A 25,422-nucleotide genomic window follows, 5' to 3' on the forward strand; every position below is an offset into this window, starting at 1 on the left:
AAAAAAGGGGTTTAGATTATTGTCTAAACCCCTTTTTTATTACAATTTATTGATGTAATTTCCATAAATATCACTGAATTGATACCCTTGAGAAATTCTATCTTTGCTTAATTTATCATATTCTACTAATGCCCATAAAATAAATTCTTTCATAAAATAGACATCCTCTTTTGCAAGTTGTGGTTGGTATTTTTTTATTAAAATAGATAGCGGCGTAATCGAATCTAATATAGATTTGTATTCTTCATCAGAACAATCATCTAATAATTCAAAACCACTTTCCGAGAAAAACCATTCTATTAAATCAGAATAGGCTGTTTTTTCATCTTGTTTTTCCAATTTTTCAATTTTAGGGAAATAGGCCGGAAAAAATGTATGAATTGCATCGCCAATTAAATGTTGTGCTACAGTTGCAGCTCCTTCTTGTTCTCCTTCATAAACCAATTCGACTTTACCCGTAATTGCTGGAATAATTCCCATAAAATCTGATAATCTAACGGTAGTTTTTTCAACTCCTGATTTTAATGCACGACGTTCGGCAGTACTCAACAAATTCTCATAAGCGGTGATGCTCATTCTCGCACTTACCCCACTTTTATTGTCAATGTATTCACTTTCACGAGCTTCAAAACTAATTTGCTCTAATAAATCTTTGGCTAATGAAGGAACATAAACGGCATCGCTTTGAAGCAAATCCAACTTGGCTTCTTGCTCGGTAATTGTTCTTGCAATTTTAATTGTGTCAGGATAATGCGTCAGTATTTGCGAACCAATTCTATCTTTCAAAGGCGTAACGATACTTCCTCTATTAGTAAAATCTTCTGGATTTGCAGTAAATACAAATTGCATATCCAAAGGCATTCTTAATTTGAAACCACGAATTTGAATGTCCCCTTCTTGCAAGATATTGAATAATGCCACTTGAATTCGGGCTTGTAAATCAGGTAATTCGTTGATTACAAATATGCAACGATTGGCTCTTGGAATCATTCCAAAATGAATTACACGGTCGTCAGCATACGATAATTTCAAATTTGCAGCTTTAATTGGATCGACATCACCAATCAAATCCGCAACCGTAACATCGGGTGTTGCCAATTTTTCAAAGAATCTTTCACTTCTATGAACCCAATGAATTGGGGTTTTATCGCCTTCACTTACTATTAAATCTTTAGCAAAACGAGAAATTGGTTTCAATGGATCGTCATTGATTTCAGAACCTGCAACAATAGGCATAAATTCATCTAATAAATCAATCATCAAACGCGCCAATCTTGTTTTGGCTTGACCACGAAGTCCCAGTAAATTGATATTGTGGCGCGATAATATAGCACGTTCTAATTCTGGAATTACGGTATTTTCAAACCCGTGAACACCATCAAATACTGGTTTTCCAGATTTTATTTTTTCCCTAAGGTTATTTCGTAATTCGTCTTTTATACTTTTACTTTGGTAACCCGCAACTTTTAATTCTCCTAAAGTAGTAATGGTATCTATTTTCATATTGGTAAATTATCGTTCTATTTAATTTATATTTAAATCCTATTTAATTCTCTTTTTTCTATTCGTTTCATAATCCTCAAATATCATTTCTCCAAGCCCTTTTAATCCTGTATAAAATGCTTTTCCTTGATTTTCTTCTGTAAATCGATTGACAAATTTTTGTAAATACGAATCATTTGCAATCATAAAAGTCGTTATTGGAATGTGTAATTTTCTGGCTTGTTGCGCTTGACTATAGCATTTATTTACAATATATTCGTCCAATCCGTTGCTGTTCATGTAATAATCACCATCTTTCTCACGAACACAACTTGGTTTTCCATCGGTAATCATAAAAATTTGCTTGTTGGTGTTGCGCTTTCGCCGAAGTAAATCCATCGCTAATTGCAAGCCAGCAACTGTATTAGTATGATAAGGACCAACTTTCAAATACGGCAAATCACGAATGGCAATTGTCCAAGCATCATTACCAAAAACCAATATATCTAAAGTGTCCTTTGGGTATCGCGTCGTGATTAATTCAGCCAATGCCATTGCCACTTTTTTGGCTGGTGTAATTCGGTCTTCACCATAAAGAATCATACTGTGACTGATGTCAATCATCAAAACGGTGCTCATTTGAGATTTGAATTGGGTATCTTCTACAACCAAATCTTTTTCGGTCAATTGAAAATCTTCAACTCCATTATTAATTTGTGCGTTTCGCAAACTTTCGGTCAGAGAAATTTGTTCTAATCCATCACCAAAATGAAATTCTCGCAATTCCCCAGTATGTTCGTCGCCAGTTCCTGTGTGTTTTGTCTTGTGATTTCCATTTCCAGACCGCTTTAAATTACCGAAAATTTGGTCTAAAGCTTGTTGGCGGATTGCACGTTCGGTTTTCGCAGTTATTCCAGTACCCGATGAACCATCTTCTTTTAGTTCTTCCCGAATATATCCTTTTTTCTTTAAATCTTCAATAAAATTATCAATCGTATAACTTGAATCAGTTAGTTTGTATTCTTTATCCAATTCTCGCAACCAATCGATTGCCTCATCAAAATCGCCTGAAGTATGAGTTATTAACTCTTTAAATACTCCAAAAAGTTTATCAAATGGCGATTGAAATGATGCTTCATATTGCTTAAAATAAAAACCCTTTCTAAATACATTTTTCATAAAAATAAAATTAATATAATTTATATTTAATGAAACAAAACGAGTACTAATTTTTAGTTAAAGTATTTTTGAAAGTTATTAATTTAAACTGAAATATTTTCATAAATTTGAGGTCTTGAAATTTAAGTATGATTGAATTTATTGAATATTTTTGTGCATTGTTAATTGGAGTTTTACTTGGTTTAACAGGTGGCGGTGGTTCCATATTGACGGTTCCTGTTTTGGTGTACATATTAAATTTTAATCCAATTATAGCTTCAGCTTATTCTCTTTTTATCGTTGGAATGACTTCTTCGTTTGGAACTTTAATAAATTTCAAAAAAGGAAATGTGATTTTTAAAACAGGGGTTTTGTTTGCATTACCATCCCTCATTTCTGTTTATATCACTCGTAAATACATTGTTCATGCAATTCCAGAGGTGCTTTTTAAATATGGTTCAGTTACTTTAACAAAAAATACTTTTTTAATGGTTTTGTTCGCAGTTGTAATGTTTTTTGCATCGCTTTCAATGCTTAAAACCCCAAAAATGGTTGCAGTTTCTGTAGAAGAAAGAAAAAAAAATTTGTATATTATTATAGTACAAATTTTTTGTGTAGGAATTTTAATCGGACTTATCGGCGCTGGCGGTGGCTTTTTGATAATTCCCGCTTTGTTTCATTTTGCTAAATTACCAATTAAGAAAGCTATTGGCACCTCATTATTTATCATTGCAACCAATTCTTTAATAGGATTTTCTGGAGATGTTCAAAACATAAATGTTGATTGGATTTTCTTATTTCGCTTTGCTGCTGTTGCAATGTTTGGTATATTTGTAGGGATTTATTTGAGTAAGTTTTTCAATGAAAAAAGCCTTAAAAAAATATTTGGATGGTTTGTTTTAGTAATGGCTGTTTTCATTTTAACCAAAGAACTTATTTTCTAATTTCAATTTTTCAATCATTTGCATAACAATAATTATCTAATTCTAATCCGATGAAAATTCAACAAATTTATACGGGCTGTATTGCACAAGCTGCATATTATATTGAAAATAATGGCGAAGTTGCTATTTTTGATCCACTAAGAGAGGTGCAACCTTATATTGACAAGGCATTAGCAGATCATGCTAAAATTAAATATATTTTTGAAACACATTTCCACGCTGATTTTGTTTCAGGACATCTTGATTTGGCTAAAAAAACAGGCGGTCAAATTGTTTTTGGACCAACAGCAAAACCCGAATTTGATGCAATCGTTGCAACAGATAACCAAGAGTTTAAAGTTGGCGATTATACCATAAAGACTATTCACACGCCGGGTCATACGATGGAAAGCACTTGTTATTTACTTATCGATGAGAATGGAAAAGAACACGGAATAATCACGGGAGATACTTTATTCATTGGAGATGTTGGTCGTCCAGACTTGGCACAATCATTGGAAAAAAATTTGACTCAAGAAAAATTAGCTTCTTATTTATATGATTCTCTACGCAATAAAATCATGCCATTATCCGATAATTTAATTGTATATCCAAGTCATGGCGCTGGAAGTGCTTGCGGAAAAAACATGAGTAAAGAAACCACGGATACTTTGGGAAACCAAAAGAAAACGAATTATGCTTTACGAGCAAATATAACTCGTGAAGAATTTACTACTGAAGTTTTGGACGGATTGGGGTTGCCTCCTGCCTATTTTCCTCAAAATGTTATGATGAATATTAAAGGTTATGAAAGTTTGGATTCAATTATTGAAAAATCATCAAAACCTTTAAAACCGACTGAATTTAATGCTCTAGCAAATGAAACCGATGCTGTTATTTTAGACGTTCGTCATGAAAATGATTTCGTAAAAAGTCATATTCCACGTTCCATATTTATTGGAATTCAAGGAAATTTTGCGCCTTGGGTTGGCTCCTTAATTATGAATACCAAACAACCTTTGCTTTTAATTACTCCTAAAGGAATGGAACAGGAAACAATTACTCGCCTTTCAAGAGTGGGATTTGACAATGTTCTAGGCTATCTTGATGGTGGAATTTCGGCCTGGAAAAATTCAAATTTTGAAACGGACTGTATAAATTCTATAACGCCAGAGCAGTTTGCTACAGAATTATCAAATCGAGGTATTGTTGTAGATGCTAGAAAACCAAGTGAATTTGAAGCCGAACATGTTGAAAACGCCGTAAACCTTCCTTTAGATACTATAAATTCACATTTAGATTTAGTTCCTAAAAAAGAAGATTTTTATTTGCATTGCGCAGGAGGTTATCGTTCGGTTATAATGGCTTCCATATTAAAATCTCGTGGATTTCATAATTTGATAAATGTAGAAAAAGGCATTAGTGGCATTCGAAACACTTCAGTTCCGATGACTTATTTTGTTTGTCCTTCAACATTAAAATAGCTAAATAGGAAACTATAACAAAAAATTAAGTTTCAAAATACAAAATTCAAAACTTTTTTTAAATACTTTTGCATTCGTAAATCAAAAACAAATTAAAATGAAAAGATTATTATTATTACTAACTGTTTCTGCAGTTTTGTTTTCTTGTAATAAAGCAGGACAAAATGAATACATCATTTCTGGCACTGTAAAAGGTGTAGCAGATGGTAAAACTGTAGTTCTTGAAAAACAAGATGAAACAGGTCAGTTGAAACCAATTGATACCGTTAAAATTAAAGATGGTAAATTTACAATTAAAGGTTCTGCAAAAGAGCCAGAAATAATGTTGTTACAGGTTGAAGCTTTGCAAGGTAAAGTTCCTTTTATTCTTGAAAACGGAGACATTGAAGTAATTGTTGATAAAGATAGTATTCAAAAAACCAAACTTTCTGGTACATTTAACAATGATGTTTTTTCTAAATTCAATGTTGATGTTGTAAAATTCCAAAAAGAATCACAGAAAAAAATGATGGCTTTTCAAAATGCTAATATGGCAAAAATGAAAGCTGCTCAAGAAGCGAAAGACACAGTTACTATCAATAAATTGATGAAAGAGTATCAAGTAATTCAAAAAGAAGGAATGGACTTTTATGTAAAATTTGCTGAAACAAATCCAAAAGCATTAATTTCTGCTTTGATTGTTGACAGTATGTTAAACGATCCTGCGGTAGATTTAGTAAGAGCTAAAAAGATATTTGCAAGTTTTAGTCCTGAATTAAAAAAATACAAACCAGGGAAATCTATCCAATCTAAATTAGACAAAATTGGAAAACCTGTTGTTGTAGCAGCTGCAACAGAAATAGGGAGTGTGGCTCCAGACTTTTCTGCACCAAACCCTGATGGGAAGTCAATTTCTTTAAAAGAATCTTTAGGAAAAGTAACTATTATCGATTTCTGGGCATCATGGTGCAATCCATGTCGTGCAGAAAATCCAAATGTTGTAGCTATTTACAACGAGTTTCACGCTAAAGGTTTAAATATTATAAGTGTTTCTTTAGATAAAGAGGCTTCAAAATGGAAAGAAGCTATTGCAAAAGATAAATTGACTTGGAATCAAGTTTCTAACCTCAAATTTTGGGAAGAGCCAATAGCACTAACTTACGGAGTAAAATCAATTCCTGCTACTTTTTTACTAGATGCAAATGGAACTATTGTTGCAAAAGATTTACGTGGAGCGGAATTAAAAGCTAAAATTACATCACTTTTAGCTGCTAAATAGACATTAAAATACATAAAATATAAAATCTCCCTTGTGGAGATTTTTTTATTTAATTCAATACCAACACGTTAAAAATAGTACCGAAATTTAGTTCTAAATAAGTTTGGTAAGCTGAAAAGTGTTGCTATATTTGCAACCGTTTGATAAGAATAGATTACTATTCCCTTTCATTTGGGGAGATACTCAAGCGGCCAACGAGGGCAGACTGTAAATCTGCTGTGTGAACTTCGCAGGTTCGAATCCTGCTCTCCCCACAAACTTTCTGATAAGAAATTATCCGAAAGTTTACTTTCGAGTAATTTTTTTGAAAGATTGAGTTAGGCACCGCCTTAAAGAATCACGGAGAGAAAAGGAGTAATCCTACTCTCCCCACAAATTAAACCCGAGTTATTGTTCGGGTTTTTTTATTTAATCTCATTTACTCCAATAGAAAACTCACATTTACGGTTGCGGTAATATTAATCTCTCCGATTGCTAATGTTTCTCTTGGTGTTTCTGCTTGATTTGTCATCATCATTTTATCCGCAAACATTGGTTGCGGATAATAATTTTGGGTGTTATCAGTAATTGTAATGGCTTTTCCCACTTTTTGTCCTAAAACAGATACATAATCTTCGGCTTTTGATTTTGCTTCTTTCATAGCTAATTTTCTTGCTTCGGATTGGTATTCTGTCAATTTTGAAGTTTTGAATTCTACGGAATTAATTCTATTTATTCCAGCATCTACAAGACCTTCCATCAAAGCATCATATTGAGATGTATTTTTCAAAAGAATTGCAATTGTTTGCGTTGCATTGTAATTCCGCTTTTTCTTTTCATAATCATATTGCGGGTTCAAAGAAATACTTTGCGTTTGCACATCACTTTTTGGAACTTTAAATTTTGTAATAAACTGAAGTACCTTTTCAATTGTAGCGTCATTTTGTTTTTTTACATCTGTGGCATTCGTTCCTTTTGTTTCAACTGCAATTGAAATAAAAACCTGATCAGGAACTGCTTTTATTTTCCCTTCTCCCGAAACAGAAATTTGAGGAACAAGCTTTAATTCTTGGGCTTGAGAAGCAACAGAACAAAAGAAAATCATAATTAAAAGTGCTTTTTTCATGGTATTAAAATTTAAGTTTATTCTTATTTTATTTCAAATGTTGTGCCAATTATAACTTTCCTAATTTCGCTAATACAAATAGCAACACAATTGGAATTGACAGCAAAATAACCATTCCAAGATTATCAGTGAACATATGTGGTTCTATTACCAAAGTAATCAAATAACCGCCAATAGCACCTCCAAAATGAGCGGTATGTCCAATATTGTCTCGCTTGACTTTCATTCCATAAATAGAATACAATAAATATCCAATTCCAAAAATATAGGCAGGAATAGGAATGGGTATAAAAAACAAATACAAATCCATATCTGGTCTCAATAATATGGCAGAATACAAAACGCCCGTTACCGCTCCAGAAGCACCAATGGCACGATAAGAATAATCATTGGAATGGAAAAACAACGTGAGCAAACTTCCTAAAATTAAACTTCCTAAATAGATTAATCCAAAAGAAAAAACGCCTAAATAGCCATAAACGACTGGTGCAAAAAAGTATAATGTCAGCATATTAAATGCCAAATGACCAATATCTGCATGCAAAAATGCCGAAGTAATCATACGGATTTGTTCCCCTGCACGAATGCTTCCAATATGAAATTCATATTTTCTAAAAAAAGTTATATCTTCAAAACCCTTGAAACTAACAATGATATTTAGGACAATAATGACAATTAATAGTACATTCATCTTTATAAATTTATATTCAACTGTAAAAGTAAAGATACTTTCCGTAGCTTTTGGCAATCAAGTTCGTCAAAATAGGATTTAAATGTATATTTGCATAAAATCTTCAAAAATGCAGTTTTTACTTTATATTTTACTCTATCCGATTTTATGGTGTATTTCCATACTTCCTTTTCGGATGTTATATTTAGTTTCCGATGGAGTTTATGTGCTAACCTACTATATTATTGGTTACAGAAAAAAAACAGTTCGGGAAAATCTGGCATTGGCTTTACCAAATCTTTCAAAAAAAGAACGTTTAATCATTGAAAAAAAATCTTTTCGACACATGTGTGATGTCTTTTTAGAAATGATAAAAACATTAACAATTTCTAAAATCGAAATGGACAAACGCTATGTTTTTAATAATCTTGAAATATATTCTGATTTAGAAAAAAAAGGAAAAAGTATTGCTTTATTATGCGCACATTACGCAAGTTATGAGTGGGCAGTTTCGATGAATCGCAAAATTACTTTTGAGGGATATGCTGTTTACAAAAAAATAAATAATCGCTATTTCGATAAATTAGTTCGTGATATTCGTTCTAAATTCAAAGCTACTTTAATTACTACAAAAGAAACTATCCCAGTAATAGCAGCTAATTTCCGAAACAATAAACTTGGACTTTACGGTTTAATCAGTGACCAATCTCCAAAATTAGGCACGTTTTTTCATTGGAATAAATTCATGGGGATTGAAGTCCCAATTCACACTGGCGGTGAAATGCTTGCCAAAAAATACGATTTGAATGTCATTTTTTTACGAACAAAAAAAGTAAAACGAGGCTACTACGAAGCCACATTTGAAGTGATTTCAGAAAATGCTAATGAAGTTCCAAATTATGAAATCACAGATAAATTTCTAACACTCGTAGAACAGCAAATTTATGAGCAACCAGAATTTTATTTATGGTCTCATAAACGCTGGAAACACAGAAAATTATCGTAGCGATTTAATATACAATTCCTCTACTTTTTTTCTTGCCCAATCTGTTTTTCTAAGAAAGGTAAGACTTGATTTTACACTTGGATTGACTGTGAAACATTTAATTTTTATCAATTCTCCTAAAGTGTCGAAACCATAAAAAGCAACTAATTGTTCTACAATTGATTGAAGTGTAATTCCGTGAAGAGGATTATTTACTTGATTTGACATTTATTATTTAGTATAAATTATAAAAAAAACCGCACTAAAAAAGGAGTTGTTTTCCAACAAAAATAATAAATTGTTGTCGTACATTTGCAACCCTATGCTAAAAACTATAAACATATTAAATAAGAGAGCACGATTTGATTATGAAATAATCGAAACCTTCACTGCTGGAATTGTTTTGGCTGGTACTGAAATTAAATCCATTCGACTTGGAAAAGCTAATATTACAGAAAGTTTTTGTGAATTTAGTGGTATCGAACTTTTTGCGATAAATACCTATATCGAAGAATATACTTATGGAAATCAATTCAATCACAAAGCACGAAGCGAAAGAAAATTGCTTTTAAACAAAAGAGAATTAAAAAGCTTAGCGAGAAGTGTTCAGGCAAAAGGACTGACAATCGTTCCTTTGAAATTGTTTACTAATGAAAAGGGAATGGCTAAATTAGAAATCGGACTTTGTAAAGGAAAGAAGACCTACGACAAGCGAGAATCCTTGAAAGAGCAAGATACAAAAAGAGATTTAGATCGAATAAAAAAAGAATATTAGAAAAAGGTTGTAAAAGTTTTTTTTACGAATAAAAATGACTAAATTTGTCTTGACAATTAAATACTAATTATTATGAAACAATTATTAAAAAATGCAAGAGATAAAAAAAACTTAAAAACTCGTGAGGTAGCACAAATCATTGGGATTGATCAAGCACTTATAAGTAAATTTGAAAGCGGTTCAAGAAAACCAACTAAAGATCAAATAATAAAATTAGCTTCAATTCTTGAGATCGATTTAGAAACTTTAATGGTTGCTTGGCTTAAAGAAAAAATTCTTTATGAAATTGGTAACGATGATTTTGCACTAAAAGCGATGAACATAGTTCGGGAAGAAGTCGAGAATACTTATGGAATTGCAAAGAAAAAATTATCAAAAAGTTTAATTATAATATTGGCTGAAATAGATACTCTAAAAGATAAATTAGACACTTTTAGAAAATTAGATAGCTATAAAATTGTTCAGGCTTTAGAATTAGAATATACCTTTGAAAGCAATAGAATCGAAGGGAATACGATGACACTTCGTGAAACTGATTTAGTTATTAATGAAGGTCTTACTATTTCAGGAAAAAGTATGCGAGAGCATTTAGAAGCTATAAATCATCAAGAAGCTATCGCTTATATTAAACAATTAATGGCACGAAATACGTTGTTGAATGAACGTGAAGTTTTGTGTATTCATAATTTAATTTTGAGAGGAATTAATCCTGAAGATGCTGGGAAATATAGAAAAGTTCAAGTAATGATAAAAGGAAGTTCTCATTTGCCGCCACAACCTTTTATGGTTGCTAAGGAAATGGAAGATTTTTTCATTTGGTATGAAACCTATAAAAAAAGGCTTCATCCAGTTATTTTGGCAGCAGAACTTCACGAGCGTTTGGTTACTATTCATCCATTTATTGATGGAAACGGAAGAAGTTCTCGCTTAGTAATGAATCTTATTTTGTTACAACACGGTTATGTTATTGCCAATATAAAAGGTGATTACGACAATAGAATGCAATACTATAATGCTCTTGAAGTTGCCCAAACTAAAAACAACAAAGATGATTTTTTGATGTTTATTGCGCAAATAGAAAAAGAAAGTTTAGAGCGTTATCTAAATATTATTGGACAGTAAACCTCGATTATTCGGGGTTTTGGTTTTAGTTTTTATCTTCTAAAAGAGGAACAAATTTAAAATCACCAAATTCGTGTTTTTCAAATTGGGTTTCGTTTTTTCTGATTAACATCGTCATTATTTGATTTTTATCTCCAACAGGAATTACTAACCTTCCTCCTATTTTTAACTGCGCCATTAGAGGCTTTGGAATTTTCGGAGCACCCGCAGTTACGATGATACTGTCAAAAGGGGCGTGATTTGGTAACCCTTTATAGCCATCTCCAAAAGAAAGATGTTTGGGACGAATTCCTAATTTTGGCAACAATGCGGAAGTCTGTTTGAACAATTCATTTTGTCGTTCTACACTAAATACTTTTGCTCCCATCAAACATAAAACTGCTGTTTGATAACCAGAACCTGTTCCAATTTCCAAAATTTTATCTTCTTTTTTAATTTCCAACAACTGGCTTTGAAAGGCAACAGTATAAGGTTGTGAAATAGTCTGACCAGCTCCAATTGGAAAGGCTTTGTCTTGATAGGCATAGTCTTCAAAACTTGAATTTAAAAATAAATGGCGCGGAATTTTATTAATTGCATTTAGAACGTTTTTATCAACAATTCCTTTTTCTTGCAAAAGTTTTACGAGCTGATTTCTAAGTCCTTGGTGTTTGGCAGTGTCTTTCAAAACTAAATTTTATTTAATCTGTAAATTTATGAAAGTAAATGTAAATTTAATTGTTGGATTTTAAATTTTAAATGCTTTAAATAATAATCATTTTATTGCTATTTTTGTTGAAAATACATTTATATGTTAAAAGTAGGCGTTTTGGGTGCTGGACATCTTGGAAAAATACATTTACGATTATTACAACAATCAGATAAGTACGAATTGGTAGGCTTTTATGATGAAAATCAAGAAAATGGTGCTAAGATTGCAAAGGAATTTGGTTACAAACAATTTCATACTATTGCAACACTAATTCACGCAGTTGACGTAATTGACATTGTAACTCCTACACTTTCCCATTACAAATGTGCAAAAGTGGCAATCAAATCTGGAAAACACGTTTTTATTGAAAAACCTATTTCAAATACTGTCGCTGAAGCAGAAGAAATTATAGTTTTAGCCAATGAATATAAGGTAAAAGGGCAAGTTGGTCACGTTGAAAGATTCAATCCCGCATTTATCGCTACAAAAGATATGATTGAAAACCCAATGTTTATTGAAACCCATCGATTGGCAGAATTTAATCCTCGTGGTACTGATGTACCCGTGGTTTTAGATTTGATGATTCACGACATTGATGCTATTTTGAGTGTTGTTCCTTCTAAAGTTAAACTTATAAATGCAAGTGGTGTTTCTGTAATTAGTGATACGCCAGATATTGCAAATGCTCGAATTGAATTCGAAAATGGGTGCGTTGCCAATTTGACGGCGAGCAGAATTTCATTGAAAAATATGCGTAAATCACGATTCTTCCAAAAAGACGCTTATATTTCTGTAGATTTCCTTGAGAAAAAATGTGAAGTTGTAAAAATGAAAGATGCACCAGAAATCCCTGGAGATTTTGATATGATTTTACAAAATGCAGAAGGTGTAAAAAAACAAATTTATTTTGCAAATCCTGATGTAGAACAGAATAATGCCATTTTAGACGAATTGGATTCTTTTGCAGATGCCATAAATAACAATACAACTCCTGTCGTTACTTTGGAACAAGGAACAAATGCTTTGCGAGTTGCTTATCAAATAATTGATTGTTTTAAAAAATAATAATAATATGAAAACAATAGCTGTAATTGGAGCTGGAACAATGGGTAACGGAATTGCTCATACCTTTGCTCAAAGCGGATTTACCGTAAAATTAATTGATATTTCAGAGAAATCATTGGATAAAGGAATGGCTACAATTGCTACGAATTTAGACAGAATGGTTGCAAAAGGAACAATTACTGAAGAAGATAAATTCAAAACCATTTCCAATATTATCACTTATACTGATATAAAAGATGGTATTACAGGTGTTGATTTAGTGGTTGAAGCTGCAACAGAAAACGTAGCATTAAAACTCAATATTTTCAAACAACTGAATGAGGTTTGTTCGCACAATACGATTTTAGCAACCAATACTTCTTCTATTTCAATTACTCAAATAGGCGCCGTTGTTGCTCATCCTGAAAGAGTTATAGGAATGCACTTTATGAATCCTGTGCCAATTATGAAATTGGTCGAAATCATTCGTGGCTACAACACATCGGATGAAGTTACGAAAATCATAATGGATTTATCAGGAAAATTAGGTAAAACTCCCGTAGAAGTCAATGATTATCCTGGATTTGTTGCCAATAGAATTTTGATGCCAATGATAAACGAAGCAATTGAAACCTTATACAATAAAGTTGCAGGTGTTTATGAAATTGATACCGTAATGAAATTAGGAATGGGTCAACCGATGGGACCATTACAATTAGCTGATTTTATTGGACTTGACGTTTGTTTAGCTATTTTAAATGTAATGTATGACGGTTTCAAAAATCCAAAATATGCTCCTTGCCCGCTTTTAGTGAATATGGTTCGCGCAGGAAAATTAGGTTCAAAATCTGGTGAAGGTTTCTATGATTATAGTGGAAGTAAAAAAGCTGAGAAAATTTCAAAACAGTTTATTTAATATGTCCATAAAAGAAAATTTACTCAAAATAAAATCGTCTTTACCTAAAAATGTAACACTTGTTGCTGTTTCAAAAACCAAACCCGTAGCTGATTTAATGGAAGCTTATAATGCTGGCCAAAGAATTTTTGGAGAAAATAAAATCCAAGAAATGACTGAAAAATGTGAACAAATGCCAAAAGATATTCAATGGCAAATGATTGGTCATATTCAAACAAATAAGGTGAAATTTATGGCTCCTTATGTCAATTTGATTCACGGAGTTGACAGCATGAAATTATTAGAAGAAATAAACAAACAATCCTTAAAAAACAATAGAATTATTGATTGTTTGCTTCAAATTCACATTGCGGAGGAAGAAACCAAATTTGGTTTAAATGAAGATGAATTAAATGAATTATTAGCTTCTGAATCCTTTAAAAACTTAAATAATATCAAGATTATTGGTTTAATGGGAATGGCGACATTTACAGAAAACCAAGACCAAATCAAGAAAGAATTTGAACATTTGAAATCGATTTTTGATACTTATCAACAACTGAAACCTGAAAACTGTCAACTGAACACTTTATCAATGGGAATGTCAGGCGACTACCCACTTGCAATTGCGTGCGGAAGTACAATGGTTCGCATTGGAAGTAGTATCTTTGGAGAAAGAAGCCCCCTGACCCCCGAAGGGGGAAACTCATAATATGGAAAAATATATTTTTAATAACATTTATAATTCCCCCTTAGGGGGCTAGGGGGCTGACTTATGTACGCTATACTCGACATAGAAACTACTGGAGGACAATTCAACGAAGAGGGAATTACAGAAATTGCCATTTATAAATTCGACGGACACGAGATCGTGGATCAATTTATAAGTTTGGTCAATCCTGAAATTCCAATTCAGCCCTTTGTTGTGAAATTAACAGGCATAAACAATGCAATGTTACAAAGCGCTCCGAAGTTTTTTGAAGTTGCAAAACGCATTATTGAAATTACAAATGATTGCGTTTTGGTTGCTCACAATGCCTCTTTTGATTATCGAATTTTAAGAACAGAATTTCGTCGTTTAGGATACGATTTCAATCAAAGAACACTTTGCACCGTTGAATTATCACAACAATTATTGCCCGAACAGACTTCTCACAGCTTGGGAAAATTAGTTCGTGCCCTTGGAATCCCAATGATAGATAGACATCGCGCAAGTGGAGATGCATTGGCAACTTTAAAATTATTCCAATTGCTATTGGCAAAAGATACCGAAAAGGTAATTGTAACCGAATTAATTAAAACAGAAATCCAAAAAGGAATTGCTCCTAAATTATACATTATTGTTGAAAGTTTACCGTCAAGAACAGGCGTTTATTATATTCACAATGAAAATAGTAAGTTAATTTATATTGGTAAAAGTAAAAATATAAAAAAGCGAATCAACCAACATTTCACAGGTGTTGATATTAAATCGTTGAAAATTCAAGCAGAAGTTTACTCGGTAACGTATGAAGAAACTGGAAGCGAATTAATTGCATTATTGAAAGAAAGTGAAGAAATTAAAATACACAAACCCATATATAACAGAGCACAACGGAAAAGTGTTTTCAATATCGCATTATATGTCGAAACCGATAAAAAAAGTTATTTGAATTTAAAACTTCAAAAAACAGACGGCAGGAGAAAAGAAATTACTTCTTTTTCAACTATGCAAGAAGCTCAAAATGCCTTATTCAGAATTACATCTGCTTATAAATTATGCCAAAAATACACCGGTTTATATATCACAAAAGAAGCTTGTTTTCAATATAAAATAAAGGAATGCGACGGTGCGTGCATTGGCGAAATTTCCCCTGAAGAATACAATTCAAGAGTTCAGGAATTCGTTACAAAAAATAGTTTTGAAAATCAAAATATGGTCGTCACCGATAAAGGTCGGAATATAAGCGAGCGAAGTGCCGTATTAATTGAAAATGGCGTCTATAAAGGATATGCATTTTACGATTTAAATTATCAAATTCACAACATCGAAATTCTCAAAAATATCTTAATTCCGATGCAAAATAATCGAGATACCAGAAACATTATACAAAGCCACATTCGAAAAAATAAGTGTTTGAAGATTATAAAATTTTAATTTTTGGAGCTATTTCCAGCTTTCCACTTCAAGTCCTCATTCAAAAAGTTGTTTTTCTAAGCCAAAAAAGGAGCTTCCTTTGGTCGCTCTTTTTTGCCAAGAAAAACTACCTTTTTTCATTCCGGGCTTTTCGTTGCAATCTGGGCTAACACACAACTAATGAAGTATTTGATAACCATCGTAGGTCCAACAGCAATAGGAAAAACTTCCTTAAGCATTGCTTTGGCACAACATTTTGGCTGTGAAATTATTTCTTGCGATAGTCGTCAATTTTTCAAGGAAATGTCTGTTGGTACAGCTGTTCCCAACGACAAAGAACTTTCCGAAGCGAAACATCATTTTATACATAATAAATCAATATTTGAAAATTATACTGTTGGCGATTTCGAAAAAGAAGCCATTTCAAAACTTGACGAGCTCTATATAACATCTGATTTTGCAATTCTTGTTGGTGGTTCCGGTTTATATGTAGATGCCGTTTTAAAAGGATTTGATGCATTTCCTGAAATTGAAAATTCTGTACGGGAACAAGTAAATGCTAATTATGAAAAACTTGGAATTTCTTATTTGCAACAAAAACTTCAAGAATTAGATTCCGATTATTTTGATACAATTACAATAGAAAACCCGCAAACATTACAAAATCCACAACGAATGATGCGTCTTGTGGAAGTTTGCATTGGCTCTGGAAAACCGTATTCTTCTTTTATGAATAAGAAAAAAAATACGAGAAACTTTACTCCAATTATTATTGGTTTGGAAGCGGATAGAGAAAAAATTTACGAACGAATCAATCAGCGTGTTGAAATTATGATTAACGAAGGTTTATTGGCGGAAGCCGAAAAAGTATTTCCAAATAAAAATTTAAATGCATTACAAACTGTTGGTTACAGAGAATTATTTGATTGCTTCGAAGGAAAAACAACCTTGAAATTTGCAATTGAAGAAATTAAGAAAAACACCCGAAGATTTGCAAAACGGCAATTGACATGGTTTAAAAGAAATGAAGCTACAAAATGGTTTGATTATCTTGAAAATCAAAACAAAATCACTGATTACATAGCTTCAATAATTAATAATTAATAATTATTTTTATGCCTATTTCAACAAATTTCACATCCATATTCAGCAAAGATTGGGAAATCAACTTCACACAATGCACACCAAATGGGTATTTAAAATATACTGATTTATGCAATTTATTACAATTAACTGCTGCTGCACATTCAGAATTGGGTGGAATTAGTTTTTCGGATATGCAGGAATTCAACCAAGCTTGGGTTTTGAGTAGAATGCGTGTTGAAATATCAAAACTACCAAAATGGAAAGACACGGTAACTATAAAAACTTGGATCAATACACTTGAAAATTCTCGTTCAATTCGTGCTTTAGAAGTATATATAAATGGAGTAAAAGTAGTAAGTTCAGAAACTTTTTGGGCGGTTATTAATACCGAAAAAAGACGCTCCGAAGCTTTGGCTTTACCTTTTGAACATTTTGAAATTTTTCCAGAGAAAAAGGCTACTGAAAAAAGTTTTTCTAAAATTCAACTCCTTGAAAACAAAGAAGAAATATTTGACAAAGTCGTTGTTTTATCCGATTTGGACATTGTAAACCACGTCAATAATGTCAAATATTTAGAATGGTGCTTAGATTTTGTACCTTCTGAATTGATTATAAATCAAGAAATAGATAGTTTTGAAATGAATTTCATGAAGGAATTATCATTACATGATGTGGTAAAAATTCACGAAAGTGTAATAGAAAATAAAACCATTTTCAGTGTTACAAAAGACGAAAAAACAAGTTTTGCATTAGAGATAAATTGGAAATTAAAAAAGCTCTGATTTATCAGAGCTTTTTAGTTATTATAATGCTTCTACAACTGGTACTTTATTTTTAACTACTAGTCTAAAGCCTTCTCCGTGAATATTAAGTATTTCTACATTGGGATCTAATTTTAAATATTTTCTTAATTTAGCGATGTAAACATCCATACTTCTTGAAGTAAAATAATTATCATCTCTCCAAATTTTAGTTAAAGCTAACTCTCTAGGCATTAAATCATCTTCATAAAGCACTAACAATTTCAGTAATTCGTTTTCTTTTGGAGAAAGTTTAATCACTTCCCCTTTATTGAAAGTCAAAAATCGTAATTTAGAATTAAGATGAAAATTTCCGAATATAAATTCAAACTTAGTTACTTCTGTTTTTGAATCTGAGGATTTTCTCTGAATAATTGCTTTTATTTTCATCAATAAAACTTCTGAATCAAACGGTTTATTCAAGTAATCATCTGCGCCAACCTTGTACCCTTTAAGCACATCTTCTTTCATCGATTTTGCGGTTAAGAAAAATATTGGCACTTCTTTATTTTTTTCTCTAATTTCTTTAGCCAAAGTATATCCATCTTTATAAGGCATCATAACATCTAAAATACATAAATCGTAAGAATCTTTTTTGAATTTTTCAAAGCCCTCCATACCATTTTTTGCCAATGTTACATTAAAATCATTTAAAATTAAATAGTCTTTCAGAATAGCTCCGAAATTTTGATCGTCTTCTACTAGAAGAATTTTTTTGTTGTCTGTTTCCATATTAGTTAATTAATTAGTGGTAATTTTATAATAAATATACTTCCTTTTCCTTTTTCACTTTCAACATAAATTTCGCCATTGTGATCTTCAACTATCTTTTTCACATAGGCCAAACCTAGTCCATGTCCTTTAACATTATGCAAATCTCCTGTGTGTTCTCGATAAAATTTTTCAAAAATTCGCTTTTGAGCTACTTTACTCATTCCTGATCCTTGATCTTTAATTTTAATAATTATAAAATCTTTAACGTTTTCTGTATAAATATCAATTAATGGAATTTCTGGCGAATATTTAATAGCATTATCTAAAACATTGACTAATATATTAGTGAAATGAAAATCATTTAATAATACTGTTGTTCTGTTAGCGTCAAAATGTTTAGTAATTATGCCTTTTCTATCTTCAATAATTAAATTAATATGTTCTAAAGCTTCATTTATTATTTTATTTATATTATTGGAATCTTTACTAATGTCTATCTCTCTTTTTTCTAATTTTGAAATTCGAAGCACATTTTCAACTTGCGCATGCATTCTTTTATTTTCATCCCTAATCATCTGAAGATATCGATGTACCTTCTCTTTGTCATCTATGATTTTAGGGTTTTTAATAGCATCCAAAGCTAGATTAATTGTAGCTATTGGAGTTTTAAATTCATGTGTCATATTATTTATGAAATCTGTTTTAATTTCTGAAATTTGACGCTGCCGAATCAACTGGTTCAAAGCACTCGAATAAGCAATTATTATTATTAATGTGAAAATTATTGATAAAACAGTAATTCCTAACAATTCTGAAAATAAAAATTTCTTTTTTTGAGGAAAACTTACCAATAACTTATTGGGGTTAGACCCTTCGTTGTTCGAAAAAACCGGAATAGAATAAGTATTGTATTTATCATACTTAAATTTTTCTGATTTAATTTTGGTTGCTAGACCATTACTGTATATGCCATATTCAAAAGGTGTTTTAACTCCGAATTCTTCCAATTCATTTGTCAATAATTTTCGAACTGCTTCTGTAGAAACCCTTTCCTCAATTGGCATTGTGGCGGCAATGTCTTTAAAAAAAATTTCAAACTGTGCATTATTTAAAATATCTAAATTTCCAGATTTCTGTATTTTTGAATCTGGAATTAAATTATTTTGAACTGTCGAATTATCAATTTTATTGTTATTGTAAACTTCTGTTGTTCTTTTTGATGAAAAATTTTTCAATTTTACACTATCGACTTTCTTTTTAAATAATGAAGACGAAACAGAATAATCTTCAGCAATGATGCTATTTGAATAAATTAAGGTTTCATTTGTACTTGTATTTTTTTGTACATAATAAAACTCTAGTAAATCATTTCTTTGCGGGGCCTTTCCTGTACTGTCTTTGTAATGATTATATTTGTCATAAAACTTATAGGCTTCCTGTTTTTGCAACTTATTTGACACATTACTAATTGCTTCTTGAACATGATAACGAAATTGTTCATCATTATTTTGAAATGAAGAGTTGAACCAATATACTTGAACCAAAATAATCCCTATTAGGGACAAACTCATTAAAACTATTAATAATCTGAAAAATAATTTATTCATCTCTACAAATTTAACATTTTAACATTTACATCATCAATATATTAACCAAACATTAACAAATGATACATTTATTATTGATTTGATAAAATTTTAAGTATGTTTTTAGTTTGCGCACACGAAATTTTAATATCTTCATTTTCAATCACATAATCACTTTTTTCCATTCGCATTTCGTCTGTCCATTGATTATAAATCCGACTCAAAACTGCTTCAGAATTTACACCATCTCTATCAATTACACGTTTGATTCTAGTTTCTAATGGTGCTACAATTGTAATAATTATATCACAATCTTTATAACTACCACTTTCAAATAAAATAGCAGCTTCTTTGACAACTATTGGAGAGTTTTTATTGGCTATAAGCCAATTATCAAAATGTCTTTTTACGGCGGGATGTATAATTTGATTTAACTGTTTTAACATTTCGGGATAGTTAAATACAATAGTTGATAATCTATCTTTATTTAAGGTATCATTGTCAAAAATTGTGTCACCAAAAATTAATTTTAAAGATATTAAAGTTTCTGGCAACAGCAGAATTTTTTTAGCTTCGTCATCCGCAATATAAACTGGTATTCCCAACGATTTAATGTGTTTTGCAATCGTAGTTTTTCCACTTCCAATTCCGCCTGTTAAACCGATTATTTTTGTCATAACTTAAAGAATAATTCGGGAAAAGCTACTTCTGGTTTTTGCTTAAGAATAATGATTTTAAAAAATGACTCCATAAATCCTATTCCGTAACCTAAAAATTGTTTCCAAGTTGCACGTACTGTTAAATAACCAATTACAATACTTCGGTTTTTAATTGATGCGGTCACAAACAATATGAAAAAATAGATGAAATATAATTTTAATGGTAGATCTTTTGAGAAAATCAAAAGAAATATTGAAGAAAAAAATCCTACTATAAATAGTGATGGAAAAAAATAAGTTAATTTATTGTGTTCTGGATACCAACTATTTAAAATCGGACGTGCTTTTCCAAATTTATTAACTTGGATGTAAAATTTCTCCCAATCAATTCGTCTTTTATGGTAAACAAAAGCATCGGAAAATAATTTTGTTTCAAAACCTAAATTCCAAAGTCGAATTGATAAATCAGGGTCTTCTCCCGGATGAATATTTCCAAAACCGCCTGAAGCTTGGAATGCCATTTTAGACAATCCCATATTGAAACTTCTAGGCTGAAAGCGATTAATCTTTTCTGAACCACCACGAATTCCTCCTGTTGTCAAAAAGGAAGTCATCGAAAAATTAATTGCTTTTTGTATGTTTGAAAAAGACGCTAATGCTTTATCAGGACCTCCAAAACAATCTACATATTGGAGTTTTAATTGTTTTGAAACTTCAGATAAATAATTATTTGGAATAATACAATCGGAATCAAAAATTAAGAAGTAATCTCCTTTAGCTAAATTCATTCCGAAATTTCTTGAATCGCCGGGGCCTGAATTGTATTTAAAATAATACGAAATATCCAATTTATTTATATATGAATCAACTACACTTTGACAAGTTAAACTAGAGCCATCGTCAACGATTACTATCTCGAATTCTTCTTTAAAATTAGAATGCACCAAACTTTCTAGAAGTTCTTTTACTTCATTTGGGCGATTGAAAACAGGAATAATTAAAGAAAAATACATCGTTTTTAAATCTATGTTTATACTTATAATTTAACAAAGATAATCTTTATAAATAATAAAACTAAAACCGTTTTAAAACTTCCTGACTAACCCCCATATTTGAAAATCCACCGTCATTGTATAAATTTTGCATGGTCACTCGTTTTGTCAAATCAGAAAACATAGCTACAGTATAATTGGCACAATCCAACGCCGTTGCATTTCCAAGTGGTGCCATTGCTTCAGAATAGGAAATAAATTCATCAAAACCTTTTACTCCATGCCCAGCTTTTGTTGGTGTTGGCGATTGCGAAATAGTATTCACCCTTACTTTTTTATCTTTACCAAAGAAATAACCAAAACTTCGCGCAATAGATTCTAAAAACGCTTTATTATCTGCCATATCATTGTAATCTGGAAAAACCCGTTGCGATGCCATATAAGTCAATGCAACAATACTCCCCCACTCGTTCATCGCTTCTTTTTTGTACAAAACCTGCATCACTTTATGAAATGAAACTGCCGAGACATTCCAACCTTTTTCGGTATAATCATAATTCTGATTGGTGTAATGATTTCCTTTTCTGACATTTACAGACATTCCGATAGAATGCAATACAAAATCAATTTTCCCACCTAATATTTCAATTGCTTTGTCTACCAAATTCTCTAAATCTTCAACAGAAGTAGCATCAGCAGGAATAATCTGTGAATTTGTTTTTAGTGCTAAAGCATCAATTGTTCCCATTCTAATTGAAGCGGGCGCATTGGTTAATACAAAAAATCCACCTTCTTCATGAACCCGTTCCGCCGTTTTCCAAGCGATAGAATTTTCATCTAATGCTCCAAAAATAATTCCTCGTTTTCCTTTTAATAAATTGTACATCTCTCAATTATTAAAGCCACAAATTCAAAGATTATATTTCTAAAAATCAGTGAATTTGTGGCTAATTGTTATTTATTCTATTTAAACAATACTTGAAATGCTTACCATTTCATTAGAATCTGCTTCGTAATTTACGCCTTCAAATCCAAATCCAAAAAGGTTGTGAAAATCTTTTCTATATCCATCTAAATCACCAATTCCTGGCAAAGTTTCTGTTGTTGCTTGCTCCCATAATTTAGCCACTTTATCTTGAACATTGGCTCTCATTTCCCAATCATCAATTCGAATTCTTCCTTTTTCATCCGTTGGAATCTTCGTTCCTGAATACAAGCTGTTTTGAAACAAACGTTGAATTTGTTCGATACAACCTTCGTGAATTCCTTCTTCTTTCATTATTTTATACAATAAAGAAATGTACAACGGAATAACTGGAATTGCTGAGCTTGCTTGTGTTACCAATGCTTTATTTACAGAAACATACGCAGTTCCACCGATAGATTTCAAACTGTCAGTTATAGAAAAAGCGGTTGCTTCCAAGTGATCTTTTGCACGTCCAATTGTTCCTTTTCTGTAAACTGCTTCAGTTAATGAAGGTCCAATATAGGAATAAGCAACCGTTTTTGCGCCTGGTGCCAATAAATTAGCTGCCTTTAAATCCTCAATCCACATCGACCAATCTTCACCTCCCATAACCGCAACCGTATTCTCAATATCTTCCTCATTACAAGGCTCAATACTAATATTCGATACAATTCCTGAATGAAAATCAACTGTTTTATTGGTAAAAGAACTTCCAATCGGCTTCAAAACAGAACGGTGTAAAACTCCTGTATTTGGGTTCATTCTAACTGGCGAAGCCAAACTATAAATCACCAAATCAACCTGACCTAAATCGGATTTTATCAAATCTAATGTTTGTTTTTTTATTTCATTTGAAAACGCATCACCGTTTATACTTTTTGCATACAAACCAGATTCGTGTGCCAATTTTTCAAATGCTGCAGAATTATACCAACCTGGTGAAGCCGTTTTTCCTTCAGAAGGTGGCTTTTCAAAAAACACTCCTATAGTTGAAGCGTTTGATCCAAAAGCACCCGTGATTCTTGATGCCAAACCAAAACCAGTTGAAGCGCCAATTACCAAAACTTTTTTAGCTCCTTCAATTGCACCTTTTGATTTAATATATTCAATTTGATTTTTGACACTTTGCTCACACCCTTTTGGATGGGCCGTCAAGCAAATAAATCCTCTCATTCTTGGTTCTATAATCATTTTTTTAATTTATTCGTTTAGGTGCTTTTTGTTGATTTGTAATAATGCAAAAGTAAAAAATTATTTAATTTAACAGGGCTTTTGCGTGATTTAAAGCAGAATCAGAAATATCTTTTCCAGAAAGCATTTCTGCAATTTCTACAATTCTTTCTTCCGTTGTGAGCAATTTTAATTCTGAAATCGTACGTTCTCCTTGAATTGATTTAAAAACTTTGTAATGAACATTTCCCTTGGCGGCAATTTGTGGCAAATGTGTAATTGAAAATACTTGCATTTTAGCACTCATTTCTTTCATTATATTTCCCATTTTATTAGCAATTTCACCCGAAACTCCCGTGTCAATTTCATCAAAAATGATAGTTGGCAAATTAGAATATTGTGCCAAAATCGCTTTTGTAGCCAACATAATTCTCGATAATTCTCCTCCAGAAGCTACTTTTTTTAACAATCCAAAATCAGAACCTTTATTTGCAGAAAATAAAAATTGTAATTCATCTTTTCCATTTGCAAAATAAGTATCCGATGGCTTTAATTCCATATTAAATCGAACATTTGGCATTCCTAATTGTTCTAAAATAAAAATTAATTTTTCTGATAAAACAGGTACTGCTTTCAGACGATTTTCTCGAATTATTGTTGCAAAATTGTCTAATTCAAAAGTCGTTTCCTGAATTTTAGCTGTTAATTTATTTATTTCAATTTCCAATTCTCCAACAGAAACTACCTTATTATCCAAATCATTTTGAATTTCAAGCAATTCTGAAACTGTAGAAACTTGGTGTTTTTTCTGTAAATTATAAATAGTTTGCAATTTCTGATTGACTAAATCCAATTGTTCAGGATCGTTAATCAAATTTTCCGAAAGCTGATTCAATTCAGTTGCAATGTCATCAAATTCAATGGAAACGCTATTTATTCTTTCAAATAAAGATTTATAATCCGAGGAAAAACCAACTGTTTTTTGCAAAGCAATTTTCAATTCCTTCAAATTTTGTAGAATCCCAAACTGTTCTTCATTGGCTAAAGCCATAGATTTATCAAGACTTTCTTTTATGAATTCAACATTATTTAGTTGCTCATAAATTTGCTCTAATTCTTGTTGTTCGTTCAATTTCAAATTTGCCGCAAGCAATTCTTCTAATAAAAATGTATTATAATCCTGCTCTTTCAAAACCAATTGAAGTTGGCTATTTAAAATCGTAAGTTGAGATTTATCTTTTTTGTAAGATTTCAAAATGGTTGAATACGAGACAATGACGTCAACATTATTAGCAACAGCATCTATAATTTGAAATTGAAAAGTCTCTTGAGAAAGTTCTTGAGTTTGATGTTGCGAATGAATATCTATCAAATACAAGCTCAAATCTTGCAATTCTTGAAGATTTACGGGACTATCATTTATGAAAGCGCGCGATTTTCCAGAAGGCAATATTTCTCTACGAATGATTGTTTCTGAATCATAATCTAAATCATTGGCTTCAAAAAAAGACTGTAAATTGTAATTTGAAATCTGAAAATGAGCTTCAATAATACACTTTTCGTCTTTATTTTTTAGGGAAGTTAAATCAGCTCGTTTTCCTAAAACTAATCCTAATGCACCTAATAATATTGATTTTCCAGCTCCAGTTTCACCCGTAATGATTGAAAAACCATTGGAAAAATCAATTCCTAATTTATCAATTAAGGCAAAATTATTAATAGAAAGTGACGTTAGCATTT

General features: G+C 31.5%; 25 protein-coding genes and 1 tRNA gene. 13 read left to right on the plus strand and 13 right to left on the minus strand.

Annotated elements, in window-relative coordinates; all coding sequences use genetic code 11:
* Positions 1-39: 39 nt before the first annotated feature.
* On the minus strand, positions 40-1,503 hold the full coding sequence (locus AC9UEH_RS01875; protein WP_509527924.1) for a magnesium chelatase: 1,464 nt from the start codon (positions 1,501-1,503) through the stop codon (positions 40-42).
* Positions 1,504-1,542: 39 nt separating this feature from the next.
* Entirely contained in the window at positions 1,543-2,661 is a 1,119-nt protein-coding gene (locus tag AC9UEH_RS01880) for a vWA domain-containing protein (RefSeq protein ID WP_509527926.1), read from the minus strand.
* A gap of 128 nt (positions 2,662-2,789) precedes the next feature.
* Here AC9UEH_RS01880 and AC9UEH_RS01885 point away from each other — a divergent pair, with 128 nt between their 5' ends.
* The 4 genes from AC9UEH_RS01885 to AC9UEH_RS01900 all read left to right on the plus strand — a co-directional run bounded on the left by AC9UEH_RS01885 (position 2,790) and on the right by AC9UEH_RS01900 (position 6,559).
* A complete protein-coding gene (locus tag AC9UEH_RS01885) occupies positions 2,790-3,584 on the plus strand; it encodes a sulfite exporter TauE/SafE family protein (RefSeq protein WP_509527927.1) in 795 nt (264 codons plus the stop codon).
* 50 nt (positions 3,585-3,634) lie between these two features.
* Positions 3,635-5,047, plus strand: coding sequence for an MBL fold metallo-hydrolase (locus tag AC9UEH_RS01890; protein WP_509527929.1), 1,413 nt, complete (start codon positions 3,635-3,637; stop codon positions 5,045-5,047).
* Between the two features lie 97 nt (positions 5,048-5,144).
* The gene (locus AC9UEH_RS01895; RefSeq protein ID WP_509527930.1) at positions 5,145-6,305 is read left to right on the plus strand and encodes a redoxin domain-containing protein; all 1,161 of its coding nucleotides are present in this window, start codon (positions 5,145-5,147) and stop codon (positions 6,303-6,305) included.
* Positions 6,306-6,478: 173 nt separating this feature from the next.
* A tRNA-Tyr gene (locus tag AC9UEH_RS01900) sits at positions 6,479-6,559 on the plus strand.
* Between the two features lie 164 nt (positions 6,560-6,723).
* Here the strand turns inward: AC9UEH_RS01900 and AC9UEH_RS01905 are convergent.
* Together AC9UEH_RS01905 and AC9UEH_RS01910 are read right to left on the minus strand one after the other, a co-directional pair.
* A complete protein-coding gene (locus AC9UEH_RS01905; protein WP_509527931.1) occupies positions 6,724-7,410 on the minus strand; it encodes an SIMPL domain-containing protein in 687 nt (228 codons plus the stop codon).
* A 49-nt stretch (positions 7,411-7,459) separates the two neighbouring features.
* Positions 7,460-8,101 (minus strand): rhomboid family intramembrane serine protease, encoded by a 642-nt coding sequence (locus AC9UEH_RS01910; protein WP_509527933.1) that lies wholly within the window; start codon positions 8,099-8,101, stop codon positions 7,460-7,462.
* Between the two features lie 109 nt (positions 8,102-8,210).
* On the opposite strand from AC9UEH_RS01910, the gene AC9UEH_RS01915 reads away from it, so the two are divergent.
* Entirely contained in the window at positions 8,211-9,086 is an 876-nt protein-coding gene (locus tag AC9UEH_RS01915; RefSeq protein WP_509528032.1) for a lysophospholipid acyltransferase family protein, read from the plus strand.
* On the opposite strand, the gene AC9UEH_RS01920 is transcribed toward AC9UEH_RS01915, so the two are convergent.
* Positions 9,078-9,293 (minus strand): VF530 family protein, encoded by a 216-nt coding sequence (locus AC9UEH_RS01920; protein ID WP_509527934.1) that lies wholly within the window; start codon positions 9,291-9,293, stop codon positions 9,078-9,080. The genes AC9UEH_RS01915 and AC9UEH_RS01920 overlap by 9 nt on opposite strands.
* A 94-nt stretch (positions 9,294-9,387) precedes the next feature.
* Between AC9UEH_RS01920 and smpB the strand changes: the two genes are divergently transcribed.
* Together smpB and AC9UEH_RS01930 are read left to right on the plus strand one after the other, a co-directional pair.
* Positions 9,388-9,840 carry an SsrA-binding protein SmpB gene (gene smpB / locus AC9UEH_RS01925; protein ID WP_509527935.1) on the plus strand — a complete coding sequence of 151 codons (453 nt, stop codon included), beginning with the start codon at positions 9,388-9,390 and terminating at the stop codon, positions 9,838-9,840.
* 72 nt (positions 9,841-9,912) lie between these two features.
* Positions 9,913-10,962, plus strand: coding sequence for a Fic family protein (locus AC9UEH_RS01930; protein ID WP_509527937.1), 1,050 nt, complete (start codon positions 9,913-9,915; stop codon positions 10,960-10,962).
* A 25-nt stretch (positions 10,963-10,987) separates the two neighbouring features.
* On the opposite strand, the gene AC9UEH_RS01935 is transcribed toward AC9UEH_RS01930, so the two are convergent.
* On the minus strand, positions 10,988-11,629 hold the full coding sequence (locus AC9UEH_RS01935; RefSeq protein WP_509527939.1) for a protein-L-isoaspartate(D-aspartate) O-methyltransferase: 642 nt from the start codon (positions 11,627-11,629) through the stop codon (positions 10,988-10,990).
* A gap of 123 nt (positions 11,630-11,752) precedes the next feature.
* Between AC9UEH_RS01935 and AC9UEH_RS01940 the strand changes: the two genes are divergently transcribed.
* The 6 genes from AC9UEH_RS01940 to AC9UEH_RS01965 all read left to right on the plus strand — a co-directional run bounded on the left by AC9UEH_RS01940 (position 11,753) and on the right by AC9UEH_RS01965 (position 17,576).
* Positions 11,753-12,718, plus strand: a complete 966-nt coding sequence (locus tag AC9UEH_RS01940) for a Gfo/Idh/MocA family protein (RefSeq protein WP_509527941.1) — start codon at positions 11,753-11,755, stop codon at positions 12,716-12,718.
* 7 nt (positions 12,719-12,725) lie between these two features.
* Positions 12,726-13,613: a 3-hydroxyacyl-CoA dehydrogenase family protein gene (locus AC9UEH_RS01945; RefSeq protein ID WP_509527942.1), complete on the plus strand. Its 888-nt coding sequence runs from the start codon at positions 12,726-12,728 to the stop codon at positions 13,611-13,613.
* Between the two features lies 1 nt (position 13,614).
* Positions 13,615-14,304, plus strand: coding sequence for a YggS family pyridoxal phosphate-dependent enzyme (locus tag AC9UEH_RS01950; protein ID WP_509527943.1), 690 nt, complete (start codon positions 13,615-13,617; stop codon positions 14,302-14,304).
* 63 nt (positions 14,305-14,367) lie between these two features.
* Positions 14,368-15,729: an exonuclease domain-containing protein gene (locus AC9UEH_RS01955; protein ID WP_509527945.1), complete on the plus strand. Its 1,362-nt coding sequence runs from the start codon at positions 14,368-14,370 to the stop codon at positions 15,727-15,729.
* A 159-nt stretch (positions 15,730-15,888) separates the two neighbouring features.
* A complete protein-coding gene (miaA, locus tag AC9UEH_RS01960; protein WP_509527946.1) occupies positions 15,889-16,812 on the plus strand; it encodes a tRNA (adenosine(37)-N6)-dimethylallyltransferase MiaA in 924 nt (307 codons plus the stop codon).
* 11 nt (positions 16,813-16,823) lie between these two features.
* Positions 16,824-17,576 carry an acyl-[acyl-carrier-protein] thioesterase gene (locus AC9UEH_RS01965; protein WP_509527948.1) on the plus strand — a complete coding sequence of 251 codons (753 nt, stop codon included), beginning with the start codon at positions 16,824-16,826 and terminating at the stop codon, positions 17,574-17,576.
* Positions 17,577-17,597: 21 nt separating this feature from the next.
* Here AC9UEH_RS01965 and AC9UEH_RS01970 read toward each other — a convergent pair whose 3' ends face one another.
* The 7 genes from AC9UEH_RS01970 to recN all read right to left on the minus strand — a co-directional run bounded on the left by AC9UEH_RS01970 (position 17,598) and on the right by recN (position 25,420).
* A complete protein-coding gene (locus AC9UEH_RS01970; protein WP_509527949.1) occupies positions 17,598-18,326 on the minus strand; it encodes a response regulator transcription factor in 729 nt (242 codons plus the stop codon).
* Positions 18,327-18,331: 5 nt separating this feature from the next.
* Entirely contained in the window at positions 18,332-19,915 is a 1,584-nt protein-coding gene (locus AC9UEH_RS01975) for a sensor histidine kinase (protein WP_509527951.1), read from the minus strand.
* Positions 19,916-19,986: 71 nt separating this feature from the next.
* The gene (coaE, locus tag AC9UEH_RS01980) at positions 19,987-20,571 is read right to left on the minus strand and encodes a dephospho-CoA kinase (protein ID WP_509527952.1); all 585 of its coding nucleotides are present in this window, start codon (positions 20,569-20,571) and stop codon (positions 19,987-19,989) included.
* Positions 20,568-21,566, minus strand: coding sequence for a glycosyltransferase family 2 protein (locus AC9UEH_RS01985; protein ID WP_509527953.1), 999 nt, complete (start codon positions 21,564-21,566; stop codon positions 20,568-20,570). The genes coaE and AC9UEH_RS01985 overlap by 4 nt, the downstream gene beginning before the upstream one ends.
* A 61-nt stretch (positions 21,567-21,627) precedes the next feature.
* Entirely contained in the window at positions 21,628-22,431 is an 804-nt protein-coding gene (locus AC9UEH_RS01990; protein WP_509527954.1) for an enoyl-ACP reductase FabI, read from the minus strand.
* An 81-nt stretch (positions 22,432-22,512) separates the two neighbouring features.
* On the minus strand, positions 22,513-23,703 hold the full coding sequence (gene fabV, locus AC9UEH_RS01995; protein WP_509527956.1) for an enoyl-ACP reductase FabV: 1,191 nt from the start codon (positions 23,701-23,703) through the stop codon (positions 22,513-22,515).
* A gap of 64 nt (positions 23,704-23,767) precedes the next feature.
* The gene (recN, locus tag AC9UEH_RS02000) at positions 23,768-25,420 is read right to left on the minus strand and encodes a DNA repair protein RecN (protein ID WP_509527957.1); all 1,653 of its coding nucleotides are present in this window, start codon (positions 25,418-25,420) and stop codon (positions 23,768-23,770) included.
* Between the last annotated feature and the right edge of the window lie 2 nt (positions 25,421-25,422).

The organism is Flavobacterium sp., assembly GCF_040402835.1.
In the GTDB taxonomy this organism is placed as follows: Bacteria; Bacteroidota; Bacteroidia; order Flavobacteriales; family Flavobacteriaceae; genus Flavobacterium.